The 24,867-nt window shown below is 44.5% G+C and carries 27 protein-coding genes; 6 read left to right on the top strand and 21 right to left on the bottom strand.

All coding sequences use genetic code 11. From position 1 onward, the window contains the following. Positions 1-7: 7 nt before the first annotated feature. From QUA88_RS09440 to QUA88_RS09415, 6 genes are all read right to left on the bottom strand, one after another. Positions 8-397, bottom strand: a complete 390-nt coding sequence (locus QUA88_RS09440) for an EndoU domain-containing protein (protein ID WP_333271372.1) — start codon at positions 395-397, stop codon at positions 8-10. Positions 398-405: 8 nt separating this feature from the next. Continuing rightward, positions 406-1,332 (bottom strand): hypothetical protein, encoded by a 927-nt coding sequence (locus QUA88_RS09435; RefSeq protein ID WP_333271369.1) that lies wholly within the window; start codon positions 1,330-1,332, stop codon positions 406-408. Continuing rightward, the gene (locus QUA88_RS09430; RefSeq protein WP_332993960.1) at positions 1,332-1,556 is read right to left on the bottom strand and encodes a hypothetical protein; all 225 of its coding nucleotides are present in this window, start codon (positions 1,554-1,556) and stop codon (positions 1,332-1,334) included. Before QUA88_RS09430 ends, QUA88_RS09435 begins: the two co-directional genes overlap by 1 nt. 258 nt (positions 1,557-1,814) lie before the next feature. After that, the gene (locus tag QUA88_RS09425; protein ID WP_333271365.1) at positions 1,815-3,845 is read right to left on the bottom strand and encodes an FtsK/SpoIIIE domain-containing protein; all 2,031 of its coding nucleotides are present in this window, start codon (positions 3,843-3,845) and stop codon (positions 1,815-1,817) included. Then, positions 3,833-6,118: a hypothetical protein gene (locus QUA88_RS09420; protein WP_333271362.1), complete on the bottom strand. Its 2,286-nt coding sequence runs from the start codon at positions 6,116-6,118 to the stop codon at positions 3,833-3,835. The genes QUA88_RS09425 and QUA88_RS09420 overlap by 13 nt, the downstream gene beginning before the upstream one ends. A 286-nt stretch (positions 6,119-6,404) precedes the next feature. Further along, on the bottom strand, positions 6,405-6,848 hold the full coding sequence (locus QUA88_RS09415) for a hypothetical protein (RefSeq protein WP_333271359.1): 444 nt from the start codon (positions 6,846-6,848) through the stop codon (positions 6,405-6,407). A 196-nt stretch (positions 6,849-7,044) separates the two neighbouring features. Between QUA88_RS09415 and QUA88_RS09410 the strand changes: the two genes are divergently transcribed. The 3 genes from QUA88_RS09410 to QUA88_RS09400 all read left to right on the top strand — a co-directional run bounded on the left by QUA88_RS09410 (position 7,045) and on the right by QUA88_RS09400 (position 7,883). Next, positions 7,045-7,257 (top strand): helix-turn-helix transcriptional regulator, encoded by a 213-nt coding sequence (locus QUA88_RS09410; protein WP_333102803.1) that lies wholly within the window; start codon positions 7,045-7,047, stop codon positions 7,255-7,257. 54 nt (positions 7,258-7,311) lie between these two features. Continuing rightward, positions 7,312-7,524: a helix-turn-helix domain-containing protein gene (locus QUA88_RS09405; RefSeq protein ID WP_194009260.1), complete on the top strand. Its 213-nt coding sequence runs from the start codon at positions 7,312-7,314 to the stop codon at positions 7,522-7,524. Positions 7,525-7,670: 146 nt separating this feature from the next. Further along, positions 7,671-7,883, top strand: a complete 213-nt coding sequence (locus tag QUA88_RS09400; protein WP_106149042.1) for a helix-turn-helix domain-containing protein — start codon at positions 7,671-7,673, stop codon at positions 7,881-7,883. 29 nt (positions 7,884-7,912) lie between these two features. Here QUA88_RS09400 and QUA88_RS09395 read toward each other — a convergent pair whose 3' ends face one another. The 11 genes from QUA88_RS09395 to QUA88_RS09345 all read right to left on the bottom strand — a co-directional run bounded on the left by QUA88_RS09395 (position 7,913) and on the right by QUA88_RS09345 (position 15,460). Beyond that, complete coding sequence (locus QUA88_RS09395; RefSeq protein WP_333154050.1) at positions 7,913-8,287, bottom strand: hypothetical protein; 375 nt, start codon at positions 8,285-8,287, stop codon at positions 7,913-7,915. Positions 8,288-8,303: 16 nt separating this feature from the next. Further along, entirely contained in the window at positions 8,304-8,507 is a 204-nt protein-coding gene (locus QUA88_RS09390; RefSeq protein ID WP_190657376.1) for a hypothetical protein, read from the bottom strand. 74 nt (positions 8,508-8,581) lie between these two features. After that, positions 8,582-8,767, bottom strand: coding sequence for a hypothetical protein (locus QUA88_RS09385; protein ID WP_333048362.1), 186 nt, complete (start codon positions 8,765-8,767; stop codon positions 8,582-8,584). Between the two features lie 334 nt (positions 8,768-9,101). Next, positions 9,102-10,052: a F0F1 ATP synthase subunit gamma gene (locus QUA88_RS09380; RefSeq protein WP_006631110.1), complete on the bottom strand. Its 951-nt coding sequence runs from the start codon at positions 10,050-10,052 to the stop codon at positions 9,102-9,104. 382 nt (positions 10,053-10,434) lie between these two features. Beyond that, the gene (gene atpA / locus QUA88_RS09375; RefSeq protein WP_333037344.1) at positions 10,435-11,952 is read right to left on the bottom strand and encodes a F0F1 ATP synthase subunit alpha; all 1,518 of its coding nucleotides are present in this window, start codon (positions 11,950-11,952) and stop codon (positions 10,435-10,437) included. Positions 11,953-12,063: 111 nt separating this feature from the next. After that, on the bottom strand, positions 12,064-12,609 hold the full coding sequence (atpH, locus tag QUA88_RS09370) for an ATP synthase F1 subunit delta (protein ID WP_333233762.1): 546 nt from the start codon (positions 12,607-12,609) through the stop codon (positions 12,064-12,066). Positions 12,610-12,612: 3 nt separating this feature from the next. Beyond that, a complete protein-coding gene (locus tag QUA88_RS09365) occupies positions 12,613-13,140 on the bottom strand; it encodes a F0F1 ATP synthase subunit B (protein ID WP_333054531.1) in 528 nt (175 codons plus the stop codon). Positions 13,141-13,227: 87 nt separating this feature from the next. Beyond that, the gene (locus QUA88_RS09360) at positions 13,228-13,713 is read right to left on the bottom strand and encodes a F0F1 ATP synthase subunit B' (RefSeq protein ID WP_333054530.1); all 486 of its coding nucleotides are present in this window, start codon (positions 13,711-13,713) and stop codon (positions 13,228-13,230) included. A 97-nt stretch (positions 13,714-13,810) separates the two neighbouring features. Then, positions 13,811-14,056 (bottom strand): ATP synthase F0 subunit C, encoded by a 246-nt coding sequence (gene atpE / locus QUA88_RS09355; RefSeq protein WP_006631105.1) that lies wholly within the window; start codon positions 14,054-14,056, stop codon positions 13,811-13,813. Positions 14,057-14,184: 128 nt separating this feature from the next. Then, complete coding sequence (atpB, locus tag QUA88_RS09350; protein WP_006631104.1) at positions 14,185-14,943, bottom strand: F0F1 ATP synthase subunit A; 759 nt, start codon at positions 14,941-14,943, stop codon at positions 14,185-14,187. Between the two features lie 55 nt (positions 14,944-14,998). Further along, on the bottom strand, positions 14,999-15,460 hold the full coding sequence (locus tag QUA88_RS09345; protein WP_333054529.1) for an ATP synthase subunit I: 462 nt from the start codon (positions 15,458-15,460) through the stop codon (positions 14,999-15,001). 264 nt (positions 15,461-15,724) lie between these two features. Between QUA88_RS09345 and QUA88_RS09340 the strand changes: the two genes are divergently transcribed. Continuing rightward, positions 15,725-15,859, top strand: a complete 135-nt coding sequence (locus tag QUA88_RS09340) for a hypothetical protein (RefSeq protein WP_333271353.1) — start codon at positions 15,725-15,727, stop codon at positions 15,857-15,859. A 98-nt stretch (positions 15,860-15,957) separates the two neighbouring features. Here the strand turns inward: QUA88_RS09340 and QUA88_RS09335 are convergent, their stop codons facing one another. Then, the gene (locus QUA88_RS09335; RefSeq protein ID WP_333271350.1) at positions 15,958-17,247 is read right to left on the bottom strand and encodes a hypothetical protein; all 1,290 of its coding nucleotides are present in this window, start codon (positions 17,245-17,247) and stop codon (positions 15,958-15,960) included. 135 nt (positions 17,248-17,382) lie between these two features. Next, a complete protein-coding gene (locus tag QUA88_RS09330) occupies positions 17,383-17,832 on the bottom strand; it encodes a nitrate reductase associated protein (RefSeq protein WP_333054526.1) in 450 nt (149 codons plus the stop codon). Between the two features lie 166 nt (positions 17,833-17,998). On the opposite strand from QUA88_RS09330, the gene moaA reads away from it, so the two are divergent. Beyond that, positions 17,999-18,988 carry a GTP 3',8-cyclase MoaA gene (moaA, locus tag QUA88_RS09325; RefSeq protein ID WP_333054525.1) on the top strand — a complete coding sequence of 330 codons (990 nt, stop codon included), beginning with the start codon at positions 17,999-18,001 and terminating at the stop codon, positions 18,986-18,988. A 527-nt stretch (positions 18,989-19,515) separates the two neighbouring features. Further along, positions 19,516-20,358 carry a hypothetical protein gene (locus QUA88_RS09320; RefSeq protein WP_333210184.1) on the top strand — a complete coding sequence of 281 codons (843 nt, stop codon included), beginning with the start codon at positions 19,516-19,518 and terminating at the stop codon, positions 20,356-20,358. Between the two features lie 433 nt (positions 20,359-20,791). Here the strand turns inward: QUA88_RS09320 and QUA88_RS09315 are convergent, their stop codons facing one another. Together QUA88_RS09315 and QUA88_RS09310 are read right to left on the bottom strand one after the other, a co-directional pair. Then, entirely contained in the window at positions 20,792-22,177 is a 1,386-nt protein-coding gene (locus tag QUA88_RS09315; RefSeq protein WP_333054522.1) for a hypothetical protein, read from the bottom strand. 1,079 nt (positions 22,178-23,256) lie between these two features. Continuing rightward, entirely contained in the window at positions 23,257-24,786 is a 1,530-nt protein-coding gene (locus tag QUA88_RS09310) for a YifB family Mg chelatase-like AAA ATPase (RefSeq protein WP_333054521.1), read from the bottom strand. Positions 24,787-24,867: the final 81 nt, after the last annotated feature.

Here is a 24,867-nt window from a genome sequence, read left to right as displayed (position 1 = left end):
TTAATTATTACGGGTTTGGCGGTATATTAGTCGGAAAAGCTGTGATGACACCTCTGCCATCTGGTTCTACAATTACTCTTATGTTAACACCATCTCTAGTTGCATCAATCTGCCATTTTACAGGGTTTCCGGTCTTGGTGTATCTAGCACCTGCCTTTCCATTTTGCTGGAACCAGATAGAATTAGGGTCTTGAATCACCTCTGAAATATAATTCATAGTCTGCTCGTCGCTCCAGCGCGCGGGAAATTCACTTTTACCAGAAATTCCTCTACCAGGGCCGTGACCGCCTCCTGTGGTGTCACTATCGAGAATGTGTGTCCGTTGCTGAGAGTTGATTTGAGATAGATTATTGACATCAACTCCACTGGGAATATTGCCTGAAGAATTATTGCTCATAGAAGGAGTTACTTAAACTTTAGCAAAGACTTAAGATAAGTATAAATTAATTCTTTTTTCCAAAGTATATGTTCATAATCAATGGTCATAGGATGGATGGTAACATTGACCCCGTTTTCTTGAGATTGAAGTCGATTGAGTCTGTGCTGACATTTGATATAAGTATCTCTAGGTACATAAAATCTGACTTCACCTCCTCCATTTTCCTGAAGATAGTTAACATATTTCTTGGCTGCTGCCTTAATGCCATTAATGGAACTAGGTTTATAAGCTTTTGCATCACAAATTAAACGGTGAGATGTTAGATAAAAATCTGGTTTACAGTAATCTTTGCCATTCTCAAAATTAAGTTTAGGTTTGATTCGTAAACTTGACAGAAGATTTTCTGTATCATCGGAGTCTAACAGCATTTTTAATAAGACTAATTCCCCTTGATCGCCTTGTAGTTGCGTATTCGGTTTTTTTTGATAATAGTCACTCGCGGGATTTTGGGTTAAATCAGTGAGTCTTTCTGTTGCGTTCGGATTTTCATATAAAATCCAAGAGTCACCCGGAATGTTAGCGAGTTCGAGGGCTAACCATACAGGTACACCTGATTTAAGGGCCGTTGTCAAAAAAATCTCTGTTTGCGCCATCGCATCTTGAAGAGAAGTATCATTAACAGCCGTATTAGCCAATTTAGTTGTTGGAGAACTGATTGAAGGTAAGAACGATTGTACTCCAATCATCTCCTGAATTAACTCTATTTGATTTTGAGTTAACTTCATGCGGCTCATTTCCTCACAGCAGATTTCCAGAATGTCAGAAATCTCTCGCTTTAGCTCATATATATCGCAATCCGGTAAATATTTAGCACGAGTTTGCACCTCAGCCAAGCTATCAATAACTTGACTGAGCATTGACTGAAGCGCATCGCACTCTTCGTTGATTCCCATTAGCCTCCTACAGTTTTCATAATATCCTCAGCTTGTCCAGTGGCTACATTTAACGTTTTAATTGCTTCATCACAAATTTCATAAATCTGCTGAACTTTAGATCGTGCTTCAGCTAAACTGGCATCTGGTAGCTGCCCTGCTTGTGATTTAGCGTCATCCATAAGTTCCATGATTTGATTCAGTGTTTTTTGAAAGTCTTCTACTTGACCTACTAAATCGCCCATAACTCACCTCACTACATTTGTTGTTGTGTCATTTTAATACAAATTCGTTAACTAAACAAGCTATCTTTAGTCCAGATATCTTTGGGGACGCGAGGAGTAGCAATGAGTTTGATTTCTGCCTCTAACCCTCGATAAATTGCCCTTCCTTTGGGATTAACTGGTAAATTACCGGCGCGATCGTCAGAAAGTCTTCTATTTGATCTAGTAGTGCCATGCTCTCACTCCAAAAAGTATTAATATTATTCTAAACTAACGCAACTAATTTTCCCATATTTCATCAGGAACGAACGGAGTCGCAATAATTTTTAATTCTGATTCTAACCCTCTGTAAACTGCTCTTCCTCTGGGTTCTACAGGTAAACTTGCAGCTAGATCGTCGTCAAGTAACCTCTGACTAGCAGCGGGTTGGACTCGGAAAATAAGTCTTTCATCCATATTATCTGATATCTGGCTCGGAATGACTTCTGGTGTCGGTCGCTGGCTACAGTAAATAATGTGAATCCCAGTCACGCGAGCTTGTGCTGCTAATCCCATCAAATTTTTTTCTATCGATTCCCTTGTTTTCCTTTCGGCATTTTGAATGTAAAATGCTTCATCAATAATTAAGACAATGCGGTGCTTTTTGATGTTATGCTTTTGTTTGAGATCCGTTAAACTTCTTACCCGCTTATCGCGCATTAACTCTCGTCGCGTTTCGTGTTCCTTCCACAATTGATTTAACAGAGTGGCACATTGCTCTAGTTCTGTTACCATCTCTAGGCTAGGCTGTTGGTCTACAATTAGTTGGTAGTGCATACCCGCTTGAAAATCAGCGATGTAAATCTTCCTTTCAGGATTAGCATACAAAAATTGATAGATAACAGATGTGATAAAATTGGTTTTTCCAGAACCAGGTACACCTGCAACGATGCGGTGAGGAATTTTGGAAAAATCCGAAATGCAAGGCTTCCCTTTTTGGTCAATCCCGACAATATAGGTGTCTTCAGTAATTAGTTGCCTATATTTCCTGACAACATCCTCTATAGTTAATTTTTCAGGTAATTTATTTGGATCTTCCTCAATAGACACATCCGACGCACTTCGGGAAACAGCTATGCGGAAAAAGCCGCTAATTTCTTGGGCTGTCGCCAGCCTGTGCAATGGTTTTAAATCAACCATCCGAGATGGTGGCGGAGTTGATGACAACTTCGCTAAACCTGAGCCATCTGAAACAGCATTATATAATTGCGGTAGATTTGGATTTTGCTCTGAGTTGATGCCTCCTATCATTGGTGGTTGATTTTGATGGTAGAATGATGGTTTGTCGGGAAGACTGCCAGAATCGCCGCCGAATTTTGCTAATCCTTTTTTTTGTGGCTGAATTGCATTTGCAATTGACATTTGACTGTTGTTTTTATGCCAGCCTTCCCATTCAATCGCACTGGAAATGTTTACGTTTTTTGTGGCTTCCAAGCTTTCGGAAAAACCGGGTTGATTTTTGCTAATTTGGATGATTCGGCATCGTTTCCCGTGAGGTGTTTCTTTGATGGCTTCATGGATGAGAGCGTCGAGGACGGGAAAAGCATCGGCACGATTTTCGGCTAGGGCTTTGATGCTATATTGGAATAGGTCGCTGTTGGGATATGACTGTTGGTATTTTTGGTAGAGTGCTGATGTGACTGAGAGAATGTTGTCTTTGATTCCGCTGGTGTTGGCGTTGACTTTATCCAATTGAGCGAGCATTTGGTTGATGGCATTTACCCACAAGGATTTTTGATTGGGGTTGTCATAGGTTTGTAGGGTGATTTCTAAAATGAGTTTGCTGTCTAAGCGGTGGATGACATCGCAGACTGCTGACATATCATTGGTTTGATTTGCCTCGAAAAGGTGAGGTAGGTAGTAATTTTGGGGTGCGATGAATTCTTCATGTTTGAGGATTTCGCCAATTGTTTGCACCCAGTCTAAGTTTTGGAATGGGGTAAGGTTTGGTTGAGGGGTGAGGGTGAAGAATTGGCTTAATTTGCCTTTGGTGAGAAGGCTGAGGATTTGTTCGGAATGTTCTGCGGTTTGGGTGTTATGAGGGTCATTTATTAGGAGGTAAGTTTTGAGTTTGGGGGATTGATTGGGATCATAGATGTAACGGAGGGAAATTGTTAGGTTAGTACCGAGGTGGCTAATTGAACTTATTAGCTGTTGTTGGGTTTGCTGGAGGTTTTTACGGAGTTCAGTTGGGCGAGTATTATCGTGAATAATCTGCTTAGGAGTAATTTCTAAGCCCAGAATATATGATTGATTATTTATTCTTGCCATTGAGTATTTAACTTGTAGAGAATAGACTGTATGTTTTGAATTATCTTCTCAAATTCTTTTTTCTCTGTCTGGATTTTCTTGAAACATCGTTGATATATTTTGACCATTATTCCTAGATTTATCGCTATTAATAATGTGGCAAACCATGACCATTGATGGTTAACCAAAAAAATAATAACTATATTCAATAACATAATAATATCTACTATTAATAATATCATCAATAATGATTTTTTATTGTCTGGTAATTCGTCAAAATCAAATAAGTTAGAATAATAATAATAATCACTATTTAATAATTCTCTATATCTAGTTTCTTTTTTCTTTGCTTCAATTGCGAATCTTAGTAAATAAACGTTTATTGATTTTAAATCTCTTTTAATTTGGCAGCTTTGGTTATAAGTATAAGAACTTGTGCTGGAAAGTACAATGCTTTGGTCGAGAATACACAGTTTTTTAGGAATAGGAAAAGGGGAAACAAATTGGTCTCCTTCCTTTGAATCAATATTGGAAATAATTTTGCCTCTTCTGTCTATATAATAAGAATACATATGTATCTTGTAACTATTTTCTTCACTCATCAAATCAATTGTTTCGTTTATCAAAGCTTGATTAGATTGAACCTTTGTATTCTCTGTTTCAGTTTCAGAAATGTGATTTCTTAAGACTTGTAACCAACTTTCAATCGGTGACAGGCATTCATCCTGCTTATTTGGCAGAAATTGTTTCAATACGAAACTGGTTCTCCCGTATCGTCGCGCTAATGATTCTGACGCTGCTATAGCACTTGTAAATATCTCTGAAATTTCCCTATGATCCTGACTTGCTGATGAAAAATAAGTTTCTAGTTGTGAAATCGTTAAGTCTTGTAGTTGAGGCTTCTGCAAAGTATCCAAACTGTAGCTAAAAACCAAAGCCTTCAATATCGTATCAGCATCAGGCTCTACTCTAGTTAAATCATTCTTGTATGGAGTTAACATCCTCACCGCCGCATTCCGCAACTCGATACTTTTTTCCAACAACAACTGACTCAAGGTTTTCAGCTTTCTGCTTAAATCTGTTGTGGTATTGATAATCTCCGCCGCGTTAATTCTCAATGCTATTTCATTATTGGAATTATCTAAAAAGTTTTCCAATAGTCCATAGATAAAATCCTCAGCATAGTGATGAAATGCTTGCTGAGCTTGACGCAGCCCCAATTCATGGAATTTGGGATTTCTTTCTTCCAACAACAACTTGCTTAAGGTTTTCAGCCTTCTGTTTACATCCGTTGATGTATTGATAATCTCCGCCGCATAAATTCTCACAGGTATTTCATTGTTGGAATTATCGAAAAACTTTTCCAAAAGTCCATAGATAAAATCCTCAATCTCAGCAGAGCGTTTAAATACTGACTGAGCTTGACGCAGCGCCACTTCATGCAATTTGGGATTTGTCTCTTCCAACAACAACTTGCTTAAAGTTTTCAGCCTTCTGTTTAAATCCGTTGCTGTATTAATAATCTCCGCCGCATGAATTCTCAATGATGTTTCATGGCTGGAGTCATGCAAAAACTCTTCCAACAGCCCATAGAGATATTCCTCAATCTGAGCAGATTCTTTGAAAATTAACCCAGCTTGCCGCAGCGCCGCCGCTTGTACAATGCTATTGGGTGATATCAATCCTAAATACACGCCTCGCCCGTGTAACTTGGAAATGACATCGCCGATTAAATCCTGATAATTCAGAGATCGATCGCTATCATTTAATAATTCATCAGCGGGCCCATAGATCCAAAATTCTAGATGTCTTTCATATTCTGCGGTTGTTTCCCCTCTGTTGTTGAGGCGCGGAATTCTGTTGATTTCTATGAACTTACGATCGCGAATTTCCCTACGAATGCGATCGAGAGGTTCAGTAAAACCGCCCCCTTCTAAATGTTGTAAATCCCTCAGAGAATATCCAATGTCTTCCAGGGCCTTCGCCGCCGCCCATCGAGTCAAATCGCTGCTAACTTCCCCTTTTCCCTTGACTTCCTTCGCGATATCTTTAAGCACTTCCCAGTCAGCTAGAGCCTGCTTGACGTGACCGTGTTGTGCTGCACGACCCAAACCTTGCAGCGCCAGAGCCCGCGTCGTTAGCGATCCTTGAGTTTCCCAGATGTTGGCAAAGATAGGAACAGCCCGATCGGGGTTTTTGTCGGCCAAATCGAAGAATGCTTGGATTTGTTCTCCTACATTCCGATAGCGATCGGGTAAATCGCCGCCACCTGGGGTGTTTGAAAGGTTGCTCATGGGCTTAACGGGGATAGAGAGGGAAGCGCATGGAGAAATTATAACTGTTGCTGTTGAGCTTGTACCAATTTTTTGAATGTTTGTGGCGAGTAATTCCTGTAGGGGCAATCCCCCCGTGGTTGCCCCGATCTTTCGGGCGGGCACGGGGGCACCGCCCCTACAGGGGGGCAGGAGTTTATGAGAGTTACGCACAGCAAAGAAACCGGGTTTTTCACTTAGTTAAAGGCTGGGATGCCGTATTTTTGCAAAAAACCCGGTTTCTAATCACCCGTGTTTTAGTCATAATTTAAAAATGTTGCAGCAGAGATTTTTCTTGGGCGTAAACCTTTCGCAGCGACTCCAGCCCGATCGCACTTAACACCAATTTAATCACCCCCACCAAATTTCCCCACTCCAACAATTCAGAAACAGAAACAGCTTTGTGAAATCTATCCGCATAAAAATCCACCCAAAAATCCGGCGCGTGTCTCTCTTTCTGACTCGCTATCCGGCGCTTCCAATAACCAAAATCTAAACCAGAGGGCGATTCCACTCCCAAAACTGGCGGAAAGTCCGCATAACTGACAAACCGACTCATGCCTTTGGCGTGCACGTACAGGATATGCGCCCAGCACTCGAAGCGATATATTTGTTCTACCTTGATTTTCAGCAGCCGCGCGATCGCCTCTTTCGTCACAAACCGGCTCAATCTGTGTCTGGGGGTTGATTTTGGTCGAAAGCTTGCTAACATAGTTGGTACATCCCACTTGATGGGAATTTTCAATGGTTGGTACATCCCACTTGATGGGAATTTCAGATGGTTAATAAATCCCAGTTGATGGGATTTGAACTTTGATAAGCGATCGTCCTTGAGTTTTCCAGGCCTAGGGGCGATCGCTTTTTACAGTATAATTGTATGACTTATATCAATCATCTGTCAAGAGGTTATGGGTTTAATTAGATTGCGGGTTCGAGAGTTTGCTGCTGAGAAAGGCTGGACGATCAAAGAGGTTTCAGAGCGATCGGGCGTAGTCTACAGCACGCTGAGAACCTATGCCCGATCGCCCGGATTAGCAACAGTTGACGTGACAGCCTTGCACAAGTTGGCGAGGACTTTTGATGTGTTGATCGAAGATTTGTATGAGATTGTGCAGGAATAGTCGATCGCTTTTTACGATAAAATTTGATCCCAGAGTAAATCTAGTTTTTTGTCAATGGGTTTAATTAGATTGCGGGTTAAAGAATTTGCTGCTGAGAAAGGCTGGACGATCAAAGAGGTTTCTGAGCGATCGGGAGTCATTTACAGCACACTCAGCACCTATTCACGTTCTCCGGGAATGGCAATGGTAGATTTTACTTGTCTGCTGAAGTTGGCACGTACTTTTGACGTGATGGTGGAAGATTTGGTTGAGGTCGTCAAAGAGTAGCTTTTGGCTGAAACCAGGCTAATATCATAGATAAATCCTTTTTCAAGGGATTTGAATCGGCGATCGACCGTCAGTTGTGCAGACCTTGGGGCGATCGCTTTTTGGGATAAAACTATCCTATGATGGTACACCATCATTTGTCAAGTATGGGTTTAGTCAGGCTAAAAGTCAGAGAATTCGCTGCTGAGAAAGGTTGGACGCTGAAAGAAGTTTCAGAGCGATCGGGAGTAATTTACAGCACCGTCAGACACTACGCCCGCTGTCCGGGAGTGTCCACCATTGACTTCATTTCCATACACAAATTGGCCCGAACCTTTGATGTGATGATTGAAGACTTGGTGGAAATTGTGCAGGAATAGTCGATCGCTTTTAAGAACTAATTATCCACTCAATATTGCTCGACAGTTGCTAGCATCTGATTGACAGACTCGCTTTGTTGTAGCGCTTCCCAATCAGATGTAACAGGTTGGTAAGAACAGTAACACACCACAATTCGCTCCTCAGTATCGGAAGCAAAAAACTGCTGAACGCGAGTAACTACCCAATCTCCATCTTTCCCGTGGGTGACTCCATTACCGGGGTCAGATAAATTTTCATAATCGCGGGTTTTGTCCCCTACTTGAGGAATTTCTGGGTTTTCTTCCCAAGTCCAATTTTCCCAAAGTATATTAGTTAGACCGCCCCTCGGCATAAGCTGACGTTCTTCCCAGCCCGGAGCACTCATGCTTTCGGTTTTGTAGACAATCCAGATTTTTTTTGCCATTTTTCCTCCCTTTCCTTTAATCTTGGTAATCTTGCCACATATCCTGAAACGAGGTTTGTTCCCCGTCAAACACGCAAGCCACATCAGGGGGGGTGTTACGAGTTACTCGGATTTCTTTTAACCGCCAGTGGTATTTTTCGCCCATCTTTTCGCAGAGTTCGGGATCTGTAACATGATGTACGTTTTCTGGCTTTGGATTCGGTACGCGATCGCTCCTCACTTCAGACTTCCCTTACAGTTTAAAAACTAAATGTCATGCCCTGTATGCGATCGCTCCACCACTGCACACAGCAGCTATGTGTTGTTTTGGTTTTGACTTGCTTCTATTTTTGGTTGCTCAGCCTTCATGACATATTGCTCCATAAATTCCAGCAAAACATCCCTCATATTTTTACCGTCCCTAGCAACAGCCGACTTAAATCGGTTCCGCAGATCCGGCGGCATTTCTACTCTAATAGCCACAGTCTTGTTTTCATCCATACAGGCTCAAGGCTTTACAACATATACATTTTGACATTTTTATGTAGTTTGCCTAAAAACCAGCTTTTTGCATACAGGTGCATTAGTTTAACTATATGCCTTAGTGCATACTAATGCAAGAGTGCAAAAAATGCCGTTTTCCGCGAAAAACGCTACAGAGCGTTAATTTAAGTCATTTAGCTATGATTTACGCTCATAAACCCGGTTTCTGCAAAAAATCTTGAGTTTGGCTTTGTTAGTACATTGTGGTCAATTGTAACAACTTTATAAATAAAAAAAGCGCCTGAGTTCCCCCAGACGCATACCATAAAATCAACAAATTGTCAACCCTAACCTAACCGTTCAAAGCCTCAGCACCGCCGCAAACTTCCAGGATTTCCTGAGTAATTGCCGCTTGCCGCGCCTTGTTATAAGTCAGCGTCAAACTACCGATCAAATCGCTAGCATTCTCACTAGCATTGTTCATCGCCGTCATCCGCGCAGCCAACTCGCTAGCAGCAGACTCTTGCAAAGCCCGCAGCAATTGGTTGTTCAAATACAAGGGCAAAAGAGCCTCCAGAATTTGCGCCGGATCTTGCTCGAAAATCATGTCCCTGGGCAAACTCTTCGTAGGTGAAGCAACCTTCTCGCGCGATACTTGAAACTGTCCGCCTTGCGATGTCAAGCGGAAGATTTCATCATCGGGAGTTTCCAAACCTTGGGGGTCGAGGGGCAGCAAAGTTTGAATTACCGGACGCGAACTAATTAATGACACAAACTTGGTGTAAATTAGCTCAACTCTGTCCACAGTTCCCGACAGGAACAAAGAAAGCAATTCGTCAGCAATTTGTGCCGCTTCCGGTGCTGTGGGAATTTGTTCTAAGTTAGCGTAAGTAGCATCGATCGGCTGTTCGCGGCGCTGGAAATACTGAGTAGCTTTGCGTCCTACCAACACGTATTTGTAGTCTAAGCCTTCAGCTTTGATTTCCTTAGCGCGATTTTCGGCGTATCTGATGATGTTGCTGTTGTAGCCGCCGCACAAACCCCGATCGCCCGAAACTACCAACAGTCCCACCGATCGCACTTCGCGTTTTTTCAGCAGCGGCAAATCCAGGTTTTCAAACTGCAAGCGTTCCGCCAAACCGTATAATACCTCTGCCAGTCGATCGGCAAAAGGCCGAGTAGCAGTCACCTGTTCTTGAGCGCGGCGCACCTTTGCAGCGGCCACCAAGCGCATTGCTTCTGTAATCTTTTTAGTGTTCTTGACCGACTTAATGCGATCGCGAATAGTTTTCAGATTTGCCATAATTTTCTCCTTTTTTCTTAGCTTTTATTCTGAGTTCTTAGTTCCTAGTCATCAATTTTTAAGCTTGTGCGCGATCGAGAAACGGCATTTTTTAACCCACCGTAGGGACACGGCACTGCCCATTCGTGTCAACTTAAGCCGAAAGCCCGCCAGGGACTGAAGTCCCTGTCTAATAGCGAAAGTCCTCTGAAGAGGACTAATAATTTCTTCAGTCCTCTTCAGAGGACTTTTGCTTTGAGACAGGGGTTTTAACCCCTGTCGGACTGAGGGTTTAACGTGTTTGTTGACACCAATGGGCAATGCCGTGTCCTTAATCTAGGGACACTCCAAGAGCCGTGTCCCTAACAATTTCACCCGCTAATCACTGATGACTAAAGACTAATTACGCAGAAACCAAGAAACTTTGCTTGTATTCAGTGATGCCTTCTTTCAGCAGCTTCTCAGCTTCATCAGTCAAGGCCTTTCCGCCTTGAACAATTTCGCCGTACTTCGGCTTGCTAGTCCGCAAATAGTCGCGCAAACCAACAGTAAACTTGCTGACTTTTTCCACAGGAATGTCATCCATATAGCCGTTAATACCGGCATAGATTACAGCAACTTGTTCGTTCATCGGCAGAGGCGAACTTTGGGGCTGTTTCAACAGTTCCCGCAAGCGCTGACCGCGCGACAATTGATTTTGAGTAGCTTTATCCAAGTCAGAAGCAAACTGAGAAAATGCTGCCAGTTCTTCAAACTGTGCCAATTCCAATTTCACCTTACCGGCTACTTTTTTCATAGCCTTAGTTTGAGCCGCCGAACCTACCCGCGATACCGAAATACCGGGGTTTACTGCAGGACGCAAACCAGCGTTAAACAAGTCAGAAGAAAGGAAGATTTGACCGTCGGTAATCGAAATTACGTTCGTCGGAATGTAAGCAGAAACGTCACCAGCTTGGGTTTCGATAATTGGCAAAGCAGTCATGCTGCCTTCGCCCAAATCGTCGCTCAATTTAGCAGCGCGTTCTAGCAAGCGAGAGTGCAGGTAAAACACGTCTCCGGGATAAGCTTCGCGACCGGGAGGACGGCGCAGCAACAAGGACATTTGGCGGTAAGCTTGTGCTTGTTTGGAAAGGTCATCGTAAATGACCAAAGTGTGCTTGCCTTTGTACATGAAATACTCGGCTAAGCTAGCACCTGTGTAGGGAGCCAAGTATTGCAGGGTTGCGGGGTCGCTAGCGTTGGCTGCTACTACGATCGTGTAGTCCATCGCGCCCTTTTCTTGCAGGACGTTGACGATGTTAGCTACTGTAGAAGCTTTTTGACCGATCGCCACGTAAACGCAGATCACGTTTTCCGATTTTTGGTTGATGATTGTGTCGATCGCGATCGCAGTTTTACCGGTTTGTCTGTCACCGATAATCAGTTCCCGCTGTCCTCTTCCCACCGGAATCATCGCATCAATAGCGGTAATTCCTGTTTGCATGGGTTCGTAAACAGAACGGCGAGAAACAATCCCCGGTGCCGGAGATTCAATCAAGCGAGATTCAGTAGTTTTAATTTCTCCTTTGCCGTCAATCGGACGGGCCAAAGCATCAACTACCCGTCCCAACATTGCTTCACCCACGGGGACTTCAGCAATTCTGCCAGTAGCAGTAACTGCCGAACCTTCTTGAATGCCGAGGCCTTGGCCCATCAACACTGCACCCACGTTATCTTGTTCGAGGTTCAGTGCAATGCCCACGGTGCCGTCGGCAAATTCTAGCAATTCCCCAGACATAGCTTTATCCAAGCCATAAATCCGAGCAATGCCGTCGCCTACTTGCAGAACAGTACCGACGTTAGAGACTTTTACGTCTTGGTCGTACTGTTCAATTTGCTGGCGAATAATGCTGCTAATTTCGTCAGGTCTGATTGCTGCCATGTCAGTTGTTTTTTGTCAGTTGTTTGTTGTCAGTTGTCAGTTATCAGTTGTTCAAAACTACCAACCGTTAACTGCTAATTAAATTAGCTAATAGTCATCAGCTATTAACTCTCAGGAATTCAAGCGAATTCCTAGACGGCGCAATTGTCCCCGCAGGCTGGCATCAATTACTTGAGAGCCTACTTTGATTACCACACCGCCGATTAAATCTGCGTCTATTTTGGTTTCAATTTCTACGCTTCTAGCGCTGGTCATCGCCTGCACTTTCTCGCGAACAGTCTGCTGTTGAGCGTCTGAAAGCGGGACTGCCGATGTAACTTCAGCCAATACTGTTTGGTTTAGTTCTCGGAGCCTTGCCAAGTATTGTTTGCCAATCCCTTCTAAAAAAAGAATTCTTCCTTTGTCTACTAATAGCTTCAGAAAGCTGTGCATCAAGGGGCTCATTTCTTCACCCGCTATTTGCCCAATTACGGCTTTTTTAGCATCCGGTTTTATCAGCGGATTGGCTAAAAATTGACGCAAATCTTCCGAACCTTCTAGCAGGCTCAGCAAGGAACGAATATCTTCGCCGAACTTCTCTGAGAGATTGTTAGACTGAGCCAGTGACATCAAGGCAGATGCGTAAGGCTGTAAGACTTCTGTGCTGACTGTACTCACGTTTTAGCCTCCCAGTAACGCAATGCTGCGATCGATTAATTGGTGTTGAGCGCTGTCGTCTAAGCTAGTTTTTAGCTGGCTTTCCACCTTTGCTAATGCCAGAGATACAACCGCCGATCGCAGTTGGGCGATCGCTCTTTCCCGCTCCGCTTCCAACTCTTGACCTGCTGTTGCTCTCATTCGTTCAACGTCTTGCGCTGCCTGAGCTAGAATTGCTTCTTTTGCTTTCTTGGCAGTTTCTTCAGCAGCGGCACGAATTCGTTCGGCTTCTGCTTGCGCTTGAGTCAGTTTTTGCTGTTGCTCTGCTAGAGCTGCTGCTGCATCTTTTTGGCGTTTTTCTGCATCTTGAATCGCCTCTTGGATAGCCGAACGCCTCTCTGTCAGGATTTTACCTACAAATCCGCGCCCGAAATAAAACAGCACTGCAATAATAATGACCAGGTTAATCAGGTTGGTTTCTAAAATATCGAAATTTAAACCGAAACCACCTTCGCCGCTAGCTTCTGTGGCTAGCAATAAAACAGTCCCCATGATACTCTTCCATAATTGCGCGTGCAGATTGGGTGAAGCGATTTTAGATTTGAGATTCCATCAAAAATCTAAAACTCTTCGGTCTCGCTATTTGGCCAACGACTGCCCTAATAGCTTTTCGAGAATTTGGCCGCTGAGCGCGTCTACTTGTTGTTCTAGTGAGCGCATTGCTTCTTGCTTTTGCTGCTCTATTTCTTGCCCAGCTTTTTCTCGCGCGACTTGAGCTTCTTGTTGAGCCTCAGCTACTTTTGCTGCCCCAATTTTTTGGGCATCAGCTTGAGCAGCAGCAATTACTGATTGAGACTGTTTGCGAGTTTCTCCCAGTTTTTGCTCGTACTGCTGCGCTAGTTGCTGAGCTTTTGCCAAGCGTTCTTTGGCGGAGACTTGAGTGTTGCGAATGTAATCGGCGCGATCGTCAATTGACTTGCTGAGCGGCTTGTAAAAAATTACATTCAAGACTGCGACTAGAATTAAAAACTGCACCGCCATCAGAGGCAGCGTAGCATCTATATCAAACAGTCCCCCTTCCTTAGCCGCTTCTTCAACTGCTAGTAATACTGTCCAGTGCATCATGATTTTTTGACGGCTTCCATCTAATTCGCTTAATCGATTTTAGACTTGAGATTTTGGATTAGAATCGCCAAAACCTCAAATCTAAAATTTCCAATTATTATGCGAAGGGGTTGGCAAACAGCAGCACTAGGGCTACGACCAAACCGTAAATTGTGAGCGCTTCCATGAACGCCAAACTCAACAGCAAGGTGCCGCGAATTTTACCTTCTGCTTCCGGCTGACGGGCAATACCTTCTACAGCCTGACCTGCTGCATTACCTTGACCGATGCCAGGGCCGATTGCAGCTAAACCTACTGCCAAAGCGGCGGCAATTACGGAAGCGGCAGCAACTGTTGGGTTCATGATGATTTTCCTTATCTAAAGTACAAAATTGAGAACAGAAAGTCTAGAGAATTGTCCGATTTTACGGCCGAAAGTTTAAGTTCAGAAATTTATTTTTTCCTCCCTCATGCTTCGCCGTTTATCGTTAGTTAATCGTGGTGTTCTTCGCCGTGACCGCCTTCTAGAGCTTCACCAATGTAGGCGGCGGCTAAGGTAGCAAAAATCAAAGCTTGAATTGCACTCGTAAATAGTCCCAAAACCATCACTGGCAGAGGAACAAATAAAGGCACTAGCAACACTAGCACTCCGACCACCAATTCGTCCGCAAGAATGTTGCCAAACAAACGGAAACTCAGGGACAGAGGCTTAGTGAAATCTTCTATGATTTTGAACGGCAACATAAAAGGCACCGGTTCAACATAGTGGGCGAAATACCCCAAGCCGCTTTTGCTGAGACCTGCATAAAAATATGCTAGAGAAGTCAGCAGTGCAAATGCTACCGTCGTGTTGATGTCAGCGGTAGGAGCTCCCAATTCCCCTGATGGCAGCTTAATCAGCTTCCAAGGAATTAGAGCGCCAGACCAGTTTGACACAAAGATGAACAGAAATAATGTACCAATAAACGGTACCCAAGGGCGATATTCTTTTTCCCCAATTTGGTTTTTAGCCAAGTCCCGAATAAATTCCAGCGCATACTCCATAAAATTTTGCATTCCGCTGGGAATTCGCTGGATTTTGCTGGTTCCTAAAATCGAAACTACGACTAAAACAGCAATTACAAACCACGAGGTTAGAAAAACCTGCCCGTGCACTTTCAGATTGCCCAGTTGCCAGTACAACTGCTGGCCAACTTCCAATTCGGCGAGGGGGAAACGATTAAAGGTGTTTAGAACGTCAAGCATTGCCATTCAACGGGCTTCCCCATACAAATCGATGAGTTGAGTTTTGCTCGAATTGCCTGACTTACCTGTAGTCTAGTGCTAATGCACTTCGGATCACGTAAACCATCAGCGCAGCTTTGTAAGTCAGAAATCCCAAAAATATCGGTAAAATCTGTAGCTGATTCCACTGTGTTCCTACTATCATCACCGCTAAAAACACACCGAGCCTTGTCTTGCTGATGCGTTGATTTTGGCTGCCGATTCGTTCAACGTCTCTAGCCAACATCTTTAAGTAAACCACACCTGTGCTCGCCCCAAGCAAATAATTCAGGGCAATATTGAGCGAGTAAAAAATCCAAACGGAGATAAAAATAATCGCCGTAAACGCAAGGGTGTACGCCAACAACTCTTGTTGGAGGCGATAAAAGTCTTGCATGGGATTCGTTGTCTCGGACGAGACTGTCGAGACTGTTGAGACTGTGCCAGCTTGAGGAATATCCTCGGTTGCTGGTGTGGGTTCGGTGGGTGTGTTTTGCGTGTTCACGAAGCTCAGAAACTAATGCAGGTAGCAGGCGAGTGCTTTGCAAACTCAGAAAAATAATACCACGCTGCGGTAACAATACTTAAAATAAAATTAATCATATTTTTTACTTTACTGGTTTCTAGGAAGAGCCTGGGAACCGATGTCACTCTTGCTCTGCCTCGCGTGGCGAAGGGTAAATTGGAGGCTCTTCTCGCCTATCTGCGTTACCAGGCAGAACCGACTGAACGCATCATCATTTTTAGTCGGCGACCGACGACTTTCACTATGAGACAGGGGTTTGCAACCCCCTGTCGGACTGTCGGACTGTCGGGCTGTCGGATTGTCGGACTGTCGGGCTGTCGGATTGTCCAGAAGACCGACAGGGAATTAATTCCCTGTCTCATAGCACAAGTCGGTTAAAAACCGACTGAAATCCTATAATTTTTAGTCTTCTTGCAGTCGTCTTCAGAAAACTACTTCACCGCATTCAGCTTGAGGATTGCTATAACTGATAACAGTTAAAAGTCCCCATTCAACGTGGTAAAATTGGCTGCGCTTAGAGCAGCAGGTTGGACTCCGGTAACAACCCCTAAAATTTGTCCGGTAGCAACAATCCGAATTGCTGTATTGCTACCCGAAGCATCTAAGGCAATTCCTGCAAATGCAAGTCCGTTGGTGAGGGCGATCGCATCTTGACCCGCCGTAAAATCCGCAATAATATCGGCTTCAGATACATTGGAGGCCGCTGCATTCCCCCGCAGTACAAACAGATCGTTTCCAGCTTCACCCGTCAGAATATCTCTACCTAAGTCACCTACCAATTGGTCGTTACCTTCTCCTCCATTGAGCACATCGTTGTTTTGTCCGCCACGTAGGAGGTCGTCACCCGCACCGCCAGAGATCGTATCATTTCCGAGGTTTCCAGCGATAATGTCATTGCCGGCGTTGCCCTCGATGCGATCGTTATCGCGACCGCCCCAGAGCGTATCGTTGCCGTCGCCTCCTAGTATAGTATCGTTGCCGGCATTGCCATTTACCCGATCGACCGATGGCGACCCTTGGATCAAGTCGTTACCATCTAAACCTTGAACCAATAGATTGCCGACTAGAGCTGGATCGATGGTAAAGTTATCGGCATTGGTGGAGAGGTTGAAGAAGAGGTCATTGGGGCCCAAGGGGGAAGGAGAAATGGTTCCAGGTGTGAAACCATATTGAAGATGATCGACTTCCCAGTTATTTTTACCGGGCATCGACAATCGAATTGATGAGATCCCGTTTTGATTGACGACTCCAAAGAATCTATCTTCTGAGGTTGTACGCGAAATACTCTCATCACCCAGCGAAAAGGGACCGATAACCCCCAGAGATTCTCCCGATGGCCCAAACGCCTCAAATAACGTGTTATTTAGCAGGTCGCCAGACAGGGGTGTGCCGCCACCATTCCTGCCAATATCCGTCCAGACAATTCCAGCATGGGTTGGTAATTGACCCCCAAGTGCATTAGCAGAAAAGTTGAAGGTAAAGCTGCTAGTCCTCAAATTCGAGAATAAGCTGCTGCTGTTTCCTCTGCCCTGACCATCAATAACTCCGTCATCGCCGTCCACCGAGTCGCTGAACCCTATTGTGATATTTGTTGTGGCAAACTCAGAAACAGTAACACCCGGTGTATTTAAAGCGCCGTCTTCAAAGTCTTCTAAATGAAAGTAAGTGAACCTAACTGGGCTAAATGGGCTGATGGCACTTCCTGCTGATGGATTGTTGAAAGCCCAGTAGGGCAGTGGATCAAAAAACTGAGGATTGTTAGACATGGTGTCTTGAAAGTAAATGCTACTTAAAAGTTATATTCTCGCTGAAAATGAGGCGATATGGTAAAGAAATCGCTGCCAACCAACAACCTACATTGAGCGATTGCTCGTGCTGGCTACAAACTTTTTACCATATACTTATTCAATAACCTTAAACTCTCGAACAGCGGGGAGAAAGTTTTTATTCTCGTGGCTCGATCGACTAAGCTTAATCAAAGCAAATCGCTGTAGCGGCTGCAAACTCGCCCACTGTGCCAAAGTTATTGTGACGCCGAACTCTTGCGCTTTTGCAGAAACAGACTCCGGTACAGTTGCAGCATCCATCCACGGGGGATTTTCATCAACGGTCAAATCTGTTCCCGGTTTGCCTGTCTGTTGAATTAATACTTGGTTTAGCTGTTCTCGGTAATCGATAATTTCTGCTTCTGTCAAGCAAGGTTTCTCTACAAGCATTTGACGTTCTGCTTGGTTAAAATGATTCCAATCCTGCAACTTTAATTTAATGCCACAAGTATCTAACTTGAGACGTACTTGCATCGGGATGCACCGCAGGGCTTCTACAAAATCGGCTTCAAATTCAAAGAACATAAATATACAAATTTGTGAATGAGATTTTTTTTTATTAACCGCAGAGGGCGCAGAGAGCGCAGAGTAAGAGAAGAGAGAGAAATCTATGCAGGTTTTTTGCTTTCTATCAATAATTGCAGAAAATCGAGTCAGCATTTATAATTAAATAATATTACAAACTATTGACATGGATACCGTAGACTACCTTCGGATTAGCTTGATAGACCGCTGCAACTTCCGCTGTCTCTACTGTATGCCGGAAGGTAGTGAGTTGGACTATGTATTGCAGCAGCAGTTGTTAACTCACTCGGAATTGCTAACTCTGCTGCGGGAAGTTTTTATACCCGTGGGATTTACCAAGTTTCGGTTGACGGGTGGGGAACCGCTGCTGCGCCCTGGGGTGGTGGATTTGGTAAGGTCGATCGCATCTTTGCCGGAAACGCGAGATTTGTCAATGACAACTAATGGCTTTTTGCTGGCGGGAATGGCCCAAAATCTCTACGATGCTGGTTTGCGCCGGATTAATATTAGTTTGGATTCGCTGGAACCGGAGACTTTTGATAAGATAATTGGCAGTCGGGGACGATCGCGATGGACGCAGGTTTGGGAGGGAATTCAAGCGGCTTATCACGCAGGATTTGACCCGCTGAAACTGAATGTTGTGGTAATTCCCGGTGTGAATGACGGCGAAATATTGGATTTAGCGGCGTTAACTATTAACCGGAATTGGCACGTTCGTTTTATTGAGTTTATGCCGATCGGCAATGGGGATTTATTTGGCGATAAGGGTTGGGTAGCCTCAGCCGAATTGCGGCAACGAATTAGCGACAAATACGGGTTAGCGGAGTCGGGTGTTCGCGGAAATGGGCCGGCGGATGTGTTTCAAATTCCGGGGGCGAAGGGCACTTTAGGATTTATCAGCCAAATGTCCGAGTGTTTTTGCGATCGCTGCAACCGGATGCGTTTGTCTGCTGACGGGTGGCTGCGGCCTTGTCTGCTGAACGAAACCGGGCAAATTGACTTGAAAACTGCTTTGCGGAATGGGGTGTCTACGGTTGAATTGCGCGATCGAGTGCGGCACATATTAGAGATGAAACCGGAAATTAATTTCAAACAGCGGGATTCGGGAACTACTCAAGGAAATTACAGTCGCACCATGTCTCAAATCGGTGGGTAATTGTCTTTAGTGCGATCGGTCATTTATGTACTTATTCCTAGGTTGCGTTGAGCTAAGCAAAACCCAACTCTCTGTGAAAGTAACAAGTTGGGTTTCGTTCCTCAACCCAACCTACAACTACTATAGCAATCCTTGCAGGAGTCGTAAAAAATCACGACTCCTGCAAGGATTGCTATATGCTTGCACCGCAAGCATTATAAATCACTCATTTAGCCGATATTCTTTGTTGAAGTACGGCTAATTCTATGCCTTTGGGGACTTGGGAATCACTCTGAGGGTAGAGCCTGGTTAATACCTTAACGAGTTACATTGGATACAAATGAAGGAAAAACCAAAAGTTCTCTAAACTCCCTAAGCTAAAAGCTGTTAAGCAATTAAACTCATGAGCCAAACACCCAACGCTTACACCTGAATCTTGACGGTAAATCGAAATAAGTGATTTAAATGCTCAACAGCTTAGCTCAAGTTTTCAAACCAGGGCATCTCCTACAGACAATATTTTTTGAATAGTTGTGGCGAAGATAATTATGAAACCTAACGAAGAAAATAGCTCTAGCCGTGAAATTCATCAAGAAGTTCACACCGATGCAACTAACGGTCACGTCAGTACAACGCGAACCACTACAAGTGTTCCGAGTACAACGGGGAAGGCTTCTAAAGAAGCAGCTCATCACCAAGGTTATGTACAGGGTCAAATGGCGGAAAATCACCGCCAACTTGGAGTCCAAGAAGTCCGCGATAATGAGAATGCTGGTCGCGGGTTACTGTTAGGAATTCTTCTTGCTTCTTTGGCAGGCTTAGTTCTGGGCAGTGTATATTACTTCAATCGGAGTGAGGAGGCTCCTACTCCGGCTTCTGCTCCTGTGATTGTTGTACCGAAAGCGAATCAGCCTTCAGCAACACCAGCTCCGACTCGGACTATAGAGAGAGAAAAAACGATCATTCAAAAGATTGTTCCGGTTCCGGTTCAACCATCTCCAGCTCAAAACCCTACGCCTGATCCTCAACCAAGTCCAGCTCAAAACGCAACTCCGGCTCCTCAAGCAAGTCCGGCTCCCAATATCAATATTACAATTCCAAATTCACAGCAGCAAGATGCACCCGCTCAGGAAGCAGCGCCGTCTCCATCTTCGCCGTCAAATAATACCAATACTACGGTTCCGACTCCGCAGAATGAGCCAGATTCCACTCCAACAACTCCAGCACCTGAGAGTTCAGCTACTCCATCTCCAACTCAAGATGATGGTGCTTCTGGAGCAGGTACCAGTGGCCAAACTAATACGGAAAGCCAGAGCGATTCTAATCCTACGGATACGGCTGTACCTAATAGCAACTCCGGCGCAGAGGGTGCGACTGGTTCACCACAATAAAAGTTTGATGTCGAATTAGTCCGCTACGGGTTCAAACCCCAGACTCATAGCTAAAGTCCTTTAAAGCTGATATCTGGCACCATTCTCGCTTAACAGGCTTTTCGGCCTGTTCCACAAAATATAAATTTTCTTGTGGAACAGGCCGAAAAGCCTGTTCATAAAAGGCTTATTGATAATGGTGCAACATATTAGTTAAAGAGGACTTTTTTTAGGGTTTAAAGTGAAATCTTGCACCATTATCAATAAGCCTGCTATAGGCGGGATATCCTGCCCAACCCCTACTCCCCACAAGAAAATGCACTTGTTGTGGAACAGGCTCGAAAGCCTGTTAAGCGAGAATAATGCAACATCTCAGACTAACCGCACATTGTGGCTGAACTCAAAAAACCAGGTTTCTGCGATGGAAAACGTTTTAAGATTTTGCCAATCTATCCTAAGAAACTGTTTGGTGAACTAATTTAACTTTCCCTAAAGCCGTCTTTCTGCTGTCAAATAGTTTCATCACCCCGGAGGAGATGGTCTCGATGACATCGGGAGAACAGTAAGAGAGAAACTCTTCCGAGGAAATATGACCGGCAAAAAACTCTTGAGCTTTCTTCAAAAAGTTTTCAGTTTCAGCAAAACCGATAGATTTGATAATAAACGTAGCTACGGGAGAGTTTTTAATATCATAGGGAGATTCTTGATTTCGTCCTATTGCTAACAAATTTAAAACCTCTTTTTCCAACTGAGTTTCTAATGGGTAGGCAATCTGTTTGTTGGGCAAGTAATCCTCCAAAACTGAGGTCTTAAATCCGGGTGCGCGCAATTCTCCCATCATAGTAGAAAGCGGAATATCGCGCCCCAAGCGGTAGGAAAGAGCTTCTAAAATGGCGATGGTAATTAGCTTGATACCCAGATAAAGTTTAGCAACTTCGATATTTTTGCGAGTTCGGGCAATCAGGTTAGCGTAGGTTGCATCGTCCGGCTCTTGCATAAACTGCTGGAAAACCAGCTCGGGTTTGAGGAAGTTCAAAAATCCTTCCATTTTTTGCAGAGACCTGCGATATCCGGCAACAGTATAGGAATTAACATTGGTCAATTCGTGGTTGGTTTCTGGCATCAAATTCCAGGTATTGTCTAAGAAATTAGAGGAATTTGGAGATGCAAAATTCTCGACATCTCTATTTGCTAACCTGACTGCACGCTTGACAATTTCTAAGGTTTGGGCATCGCTCCATCCCAAGTTAAAATCGCGATTTGCACTTGCTAAACGCTGGTACAAAAGTTCGATCGCACTCAAACCGCTGGGCGAAACGGGGCGAAAAGGGATAGTAGCTTCGATGCAAGCGGCGATTTCGGCGATCGTACTAGCTGGCAAAAAAGGCTCCAAAGATTTGGCAGCAATAACGGCACTCAAAAATTCGTTTTGGCCGCCAAACGGAGAGAGAGTCTTGCCGGGAATAAACCCAAATACTGAGGCCACTAGGTGATACATGGCATCGTCGGGCAGTTCGGTTTCATCTCTAATAACTAACTGCGATCGCACTTCTTTGACAAAAGGACAAAGGGCGCTGCTAATATTGAAACTAACCCCCTGATCGACTTGCACGTACACGAGGTCGTGAAACAGGGCAGCCAGCACCTCGATCGGATCGACTGACCCCCCGACCTCAAAAATGTGTTCCGACGTGTGAAAGTAGCGCCAAGGCCCTCTCATCGTTTGAATAATTAGCTCAGCTATCTGCTCCAGCTTGGGAATGTCTACTTGACCTCCCAATTGCTCGATCGAGCTTACCAAGCAATCCAAGCACCGTTTTTGTTCTGCCAAAAGCTCCATTTACACACCTCCAGTGCATTCCCTGATTGTCTTGCGCTTGATTGCATGGTATCAAAACGCGCTGCGATCGTGCCATAATTCGTCACTCAAAAATTTCAAATTTTAGGGTGAAACAGGGAGAGGGGGCGAGGGAAAGAGGAAGAGCGAGGAAGAGCGAGGGAGAGCGAGGGAGAGCGAGGGAGAGAAATTAAGTATTAAAAATTCTGCCGTTGTGGAGATTCGGGCAACTTGGGCGATCGGTATCATAAATTACAGTAAAACCGACAAAAAGTGCGTAAAAACTTGATGAATTTTTGAGGAAATTATGAGGGATTTTTGACAAAAGCTGTGGGTGGGTGGCATTGACACCAGCTTCAAGCTGCGGTGGTATAAATACTGCGTGTGGCCTCAGAATAAGATTTGTAGACGTGCTGATAAACTTCAGTTGATTAGCTTTCGGGCAGTTGGTCTAAAGCTTCCTCGCTCGCCACTTTAACTGCTGCCTTGGTTTGCTGTGACCTCCCCCAATCTAACACTAACAGAACTTACGCAACTGTCAATCGATTTTAGATTTTAGATTTTAGATTTTAGATTGAAGCATTGACTTGCGCGAGATAAATTCGGGGGCTTGCTTATCGGATACACGTTTTTGATTTCTCCACGGATGAATCACGTGGCGGGTATCCTGGATGCTTTCGGTCACAAGTGATACTGGCACCATGCAGCACAAAATCAGACAATAAACATGGGAACATCGGGGCGTTTCAGTGGCTCAATTAAATAATGGGACAACATCAATCGAGCTTCAATACCCCCTCAATCCCTTCGTCCCCCTCTGCTGCGACTTCGTATGTTTAGAAGCAATTTAAATCGCCGAATCAACTGTTAAATACCCAACTTCTTTAAGAAGTCGGGGATCGGGGGATTGTGTCTTTTGAGCCGCTGCTGACAAGCGAATTTCTTCATGTGGTACCCGCCACGTGATTTATCCGTGGAATCAATCCCAAATCGAAAATCGAAAATCCTCCAGAAAGAGCATTTATCCGTGGGGTCGCCTCTAAAATCTAAAATCTAAAATCTAAAATCTAAAATCGATTGACTTACTGCATTCGATCGATCGTCCGATACTGCACCGCCTCCGCCACATGATTCGTTTTCAAGCTTTCATCCCCCGACAAATCAGCAATAGTTCTAGCAACCTTCAAAATGCGATCGCTAGCCCTCGCCGAAAGCCCCAACTTCCGAATCGCCATCTCCAATAAATTCCGAGAAGCATCATCCAACTGACACCATCTGTTAATGTGACTGCTTTGCATTTCCGCATTACAGCGCAAACTAGATTCCGACTGAAAACGGCGAGTTGCGAGCTCTCGCGCCCGCTGTACTCTCACCCGCACCGGTTCCGACTCCTCCCCCGTCGGCTGTCGCGTAATTTCTTCGGGTTTCAAACGATTTACGGCCACTTGCAAATCAATCCGATCCATCAAAGGCCCCGAAAGTTTTGCCCAATATTGCTCCCTCTTTTGCGGCGAACAAGTACACTGTTGAATCGAATCCCCGTAATAACCGCAAGCGCAAGGATTTGTACTCGCAACTAAAGTGAATTGAGCCGGAAACATCACGGATTGTCTAGTTCGAGAAATCGTCACATAACCATCTTCCAGCGGTTGTCGCAAAAACTCCAAAACATCTCTTTTAAACTCAGTTAATTCATCCAAAAAAAGAATGCCGCGATGTGCTAAAGAAATTTCACCCGGACGCGGAAAACTGCCGCCACCTACCAAAGAAGGCCCCGATGCTGAATGGTGAGGACTGCGAAAAGGCCGATCGCCCACCAAGCTTCCCTTATCCTTCAACAACCCAGCCACCGAATGAATCTGAGTTACATCCAAAGCTTCATCAAAAGTCAGCGGCGGCAAAATACCAGGCAAACGCCTCGCCAACATCGTCTTACCGCTCCCTGGCGGCCCCACAAAAATTAAATTGTGTCCCCCCGCCGCCGCAATTTCCAAAGCCCGCCGCGCGTGAATTTGCCCCTTTACATCCTTTAAATCTAAACCCGAAAACCGCGTTTTAGCTAACTCTTCTCGACCGTTTACTTCGACAGGCGAATAAACTTCAGGATTGTTCAAAAAATCAGTAACTGCAAAAATATTCTCAAAACCATAAACAGATATTCCGTGCACCAAAGCCGCTTCCTGCGCGTTACCAGCCGGTACAACTAATCCTGAAATACCCATTTTTTGAGCAGCAGCGGCGATCGGCAAAACCCCAGCCACAGGCCGTAAACTCCCATCTAAAGAAAGTTCCCCTAAAAACAAATAATCTCCTAAAAGTTGACCGCTGACTTGTTCTGATGCTGCTAAAATGCCAATGGCGATCGGCAAATCAAAACTCGGCCCCTCCTTCCGCAAATCCGCCGGAGTCAAATTAATCACAATACTCCGCATCGGAAAAGCATATCCCGAATTTTTCAGCGTAGCCTTAACCCTTTCTTTAGCTTCTTGCACCGCAGAATCGGGCAACCCCACAACGACGATTTTCGGTAGCCCCCCTGACACATCAGCCTCAACACCCACCTTTACCGCGTCAATTCCAACGATCGATGCACTCCAAACCCTAGCAAGCATTTTTCTTTATCCTTAATTTGCCTGTCCTTGATTCATCATCTATTATGATTAACAATGACTAATGAATATCGGGAGAGGCAA

The sequence above is a fragment of the Microcoleus sp. D3_18_C2 genome (assembly GCF_036702395.1).
Taxonomy (GTDB): Bacteria; Cyanobacteriota; Cyanobacteriia; order Cyanobacteriales; family Microcoleaceae; genus Microcoleus.
This window is presented reverse-complemented; position numbering and strand designations above follow the sequence as displayed.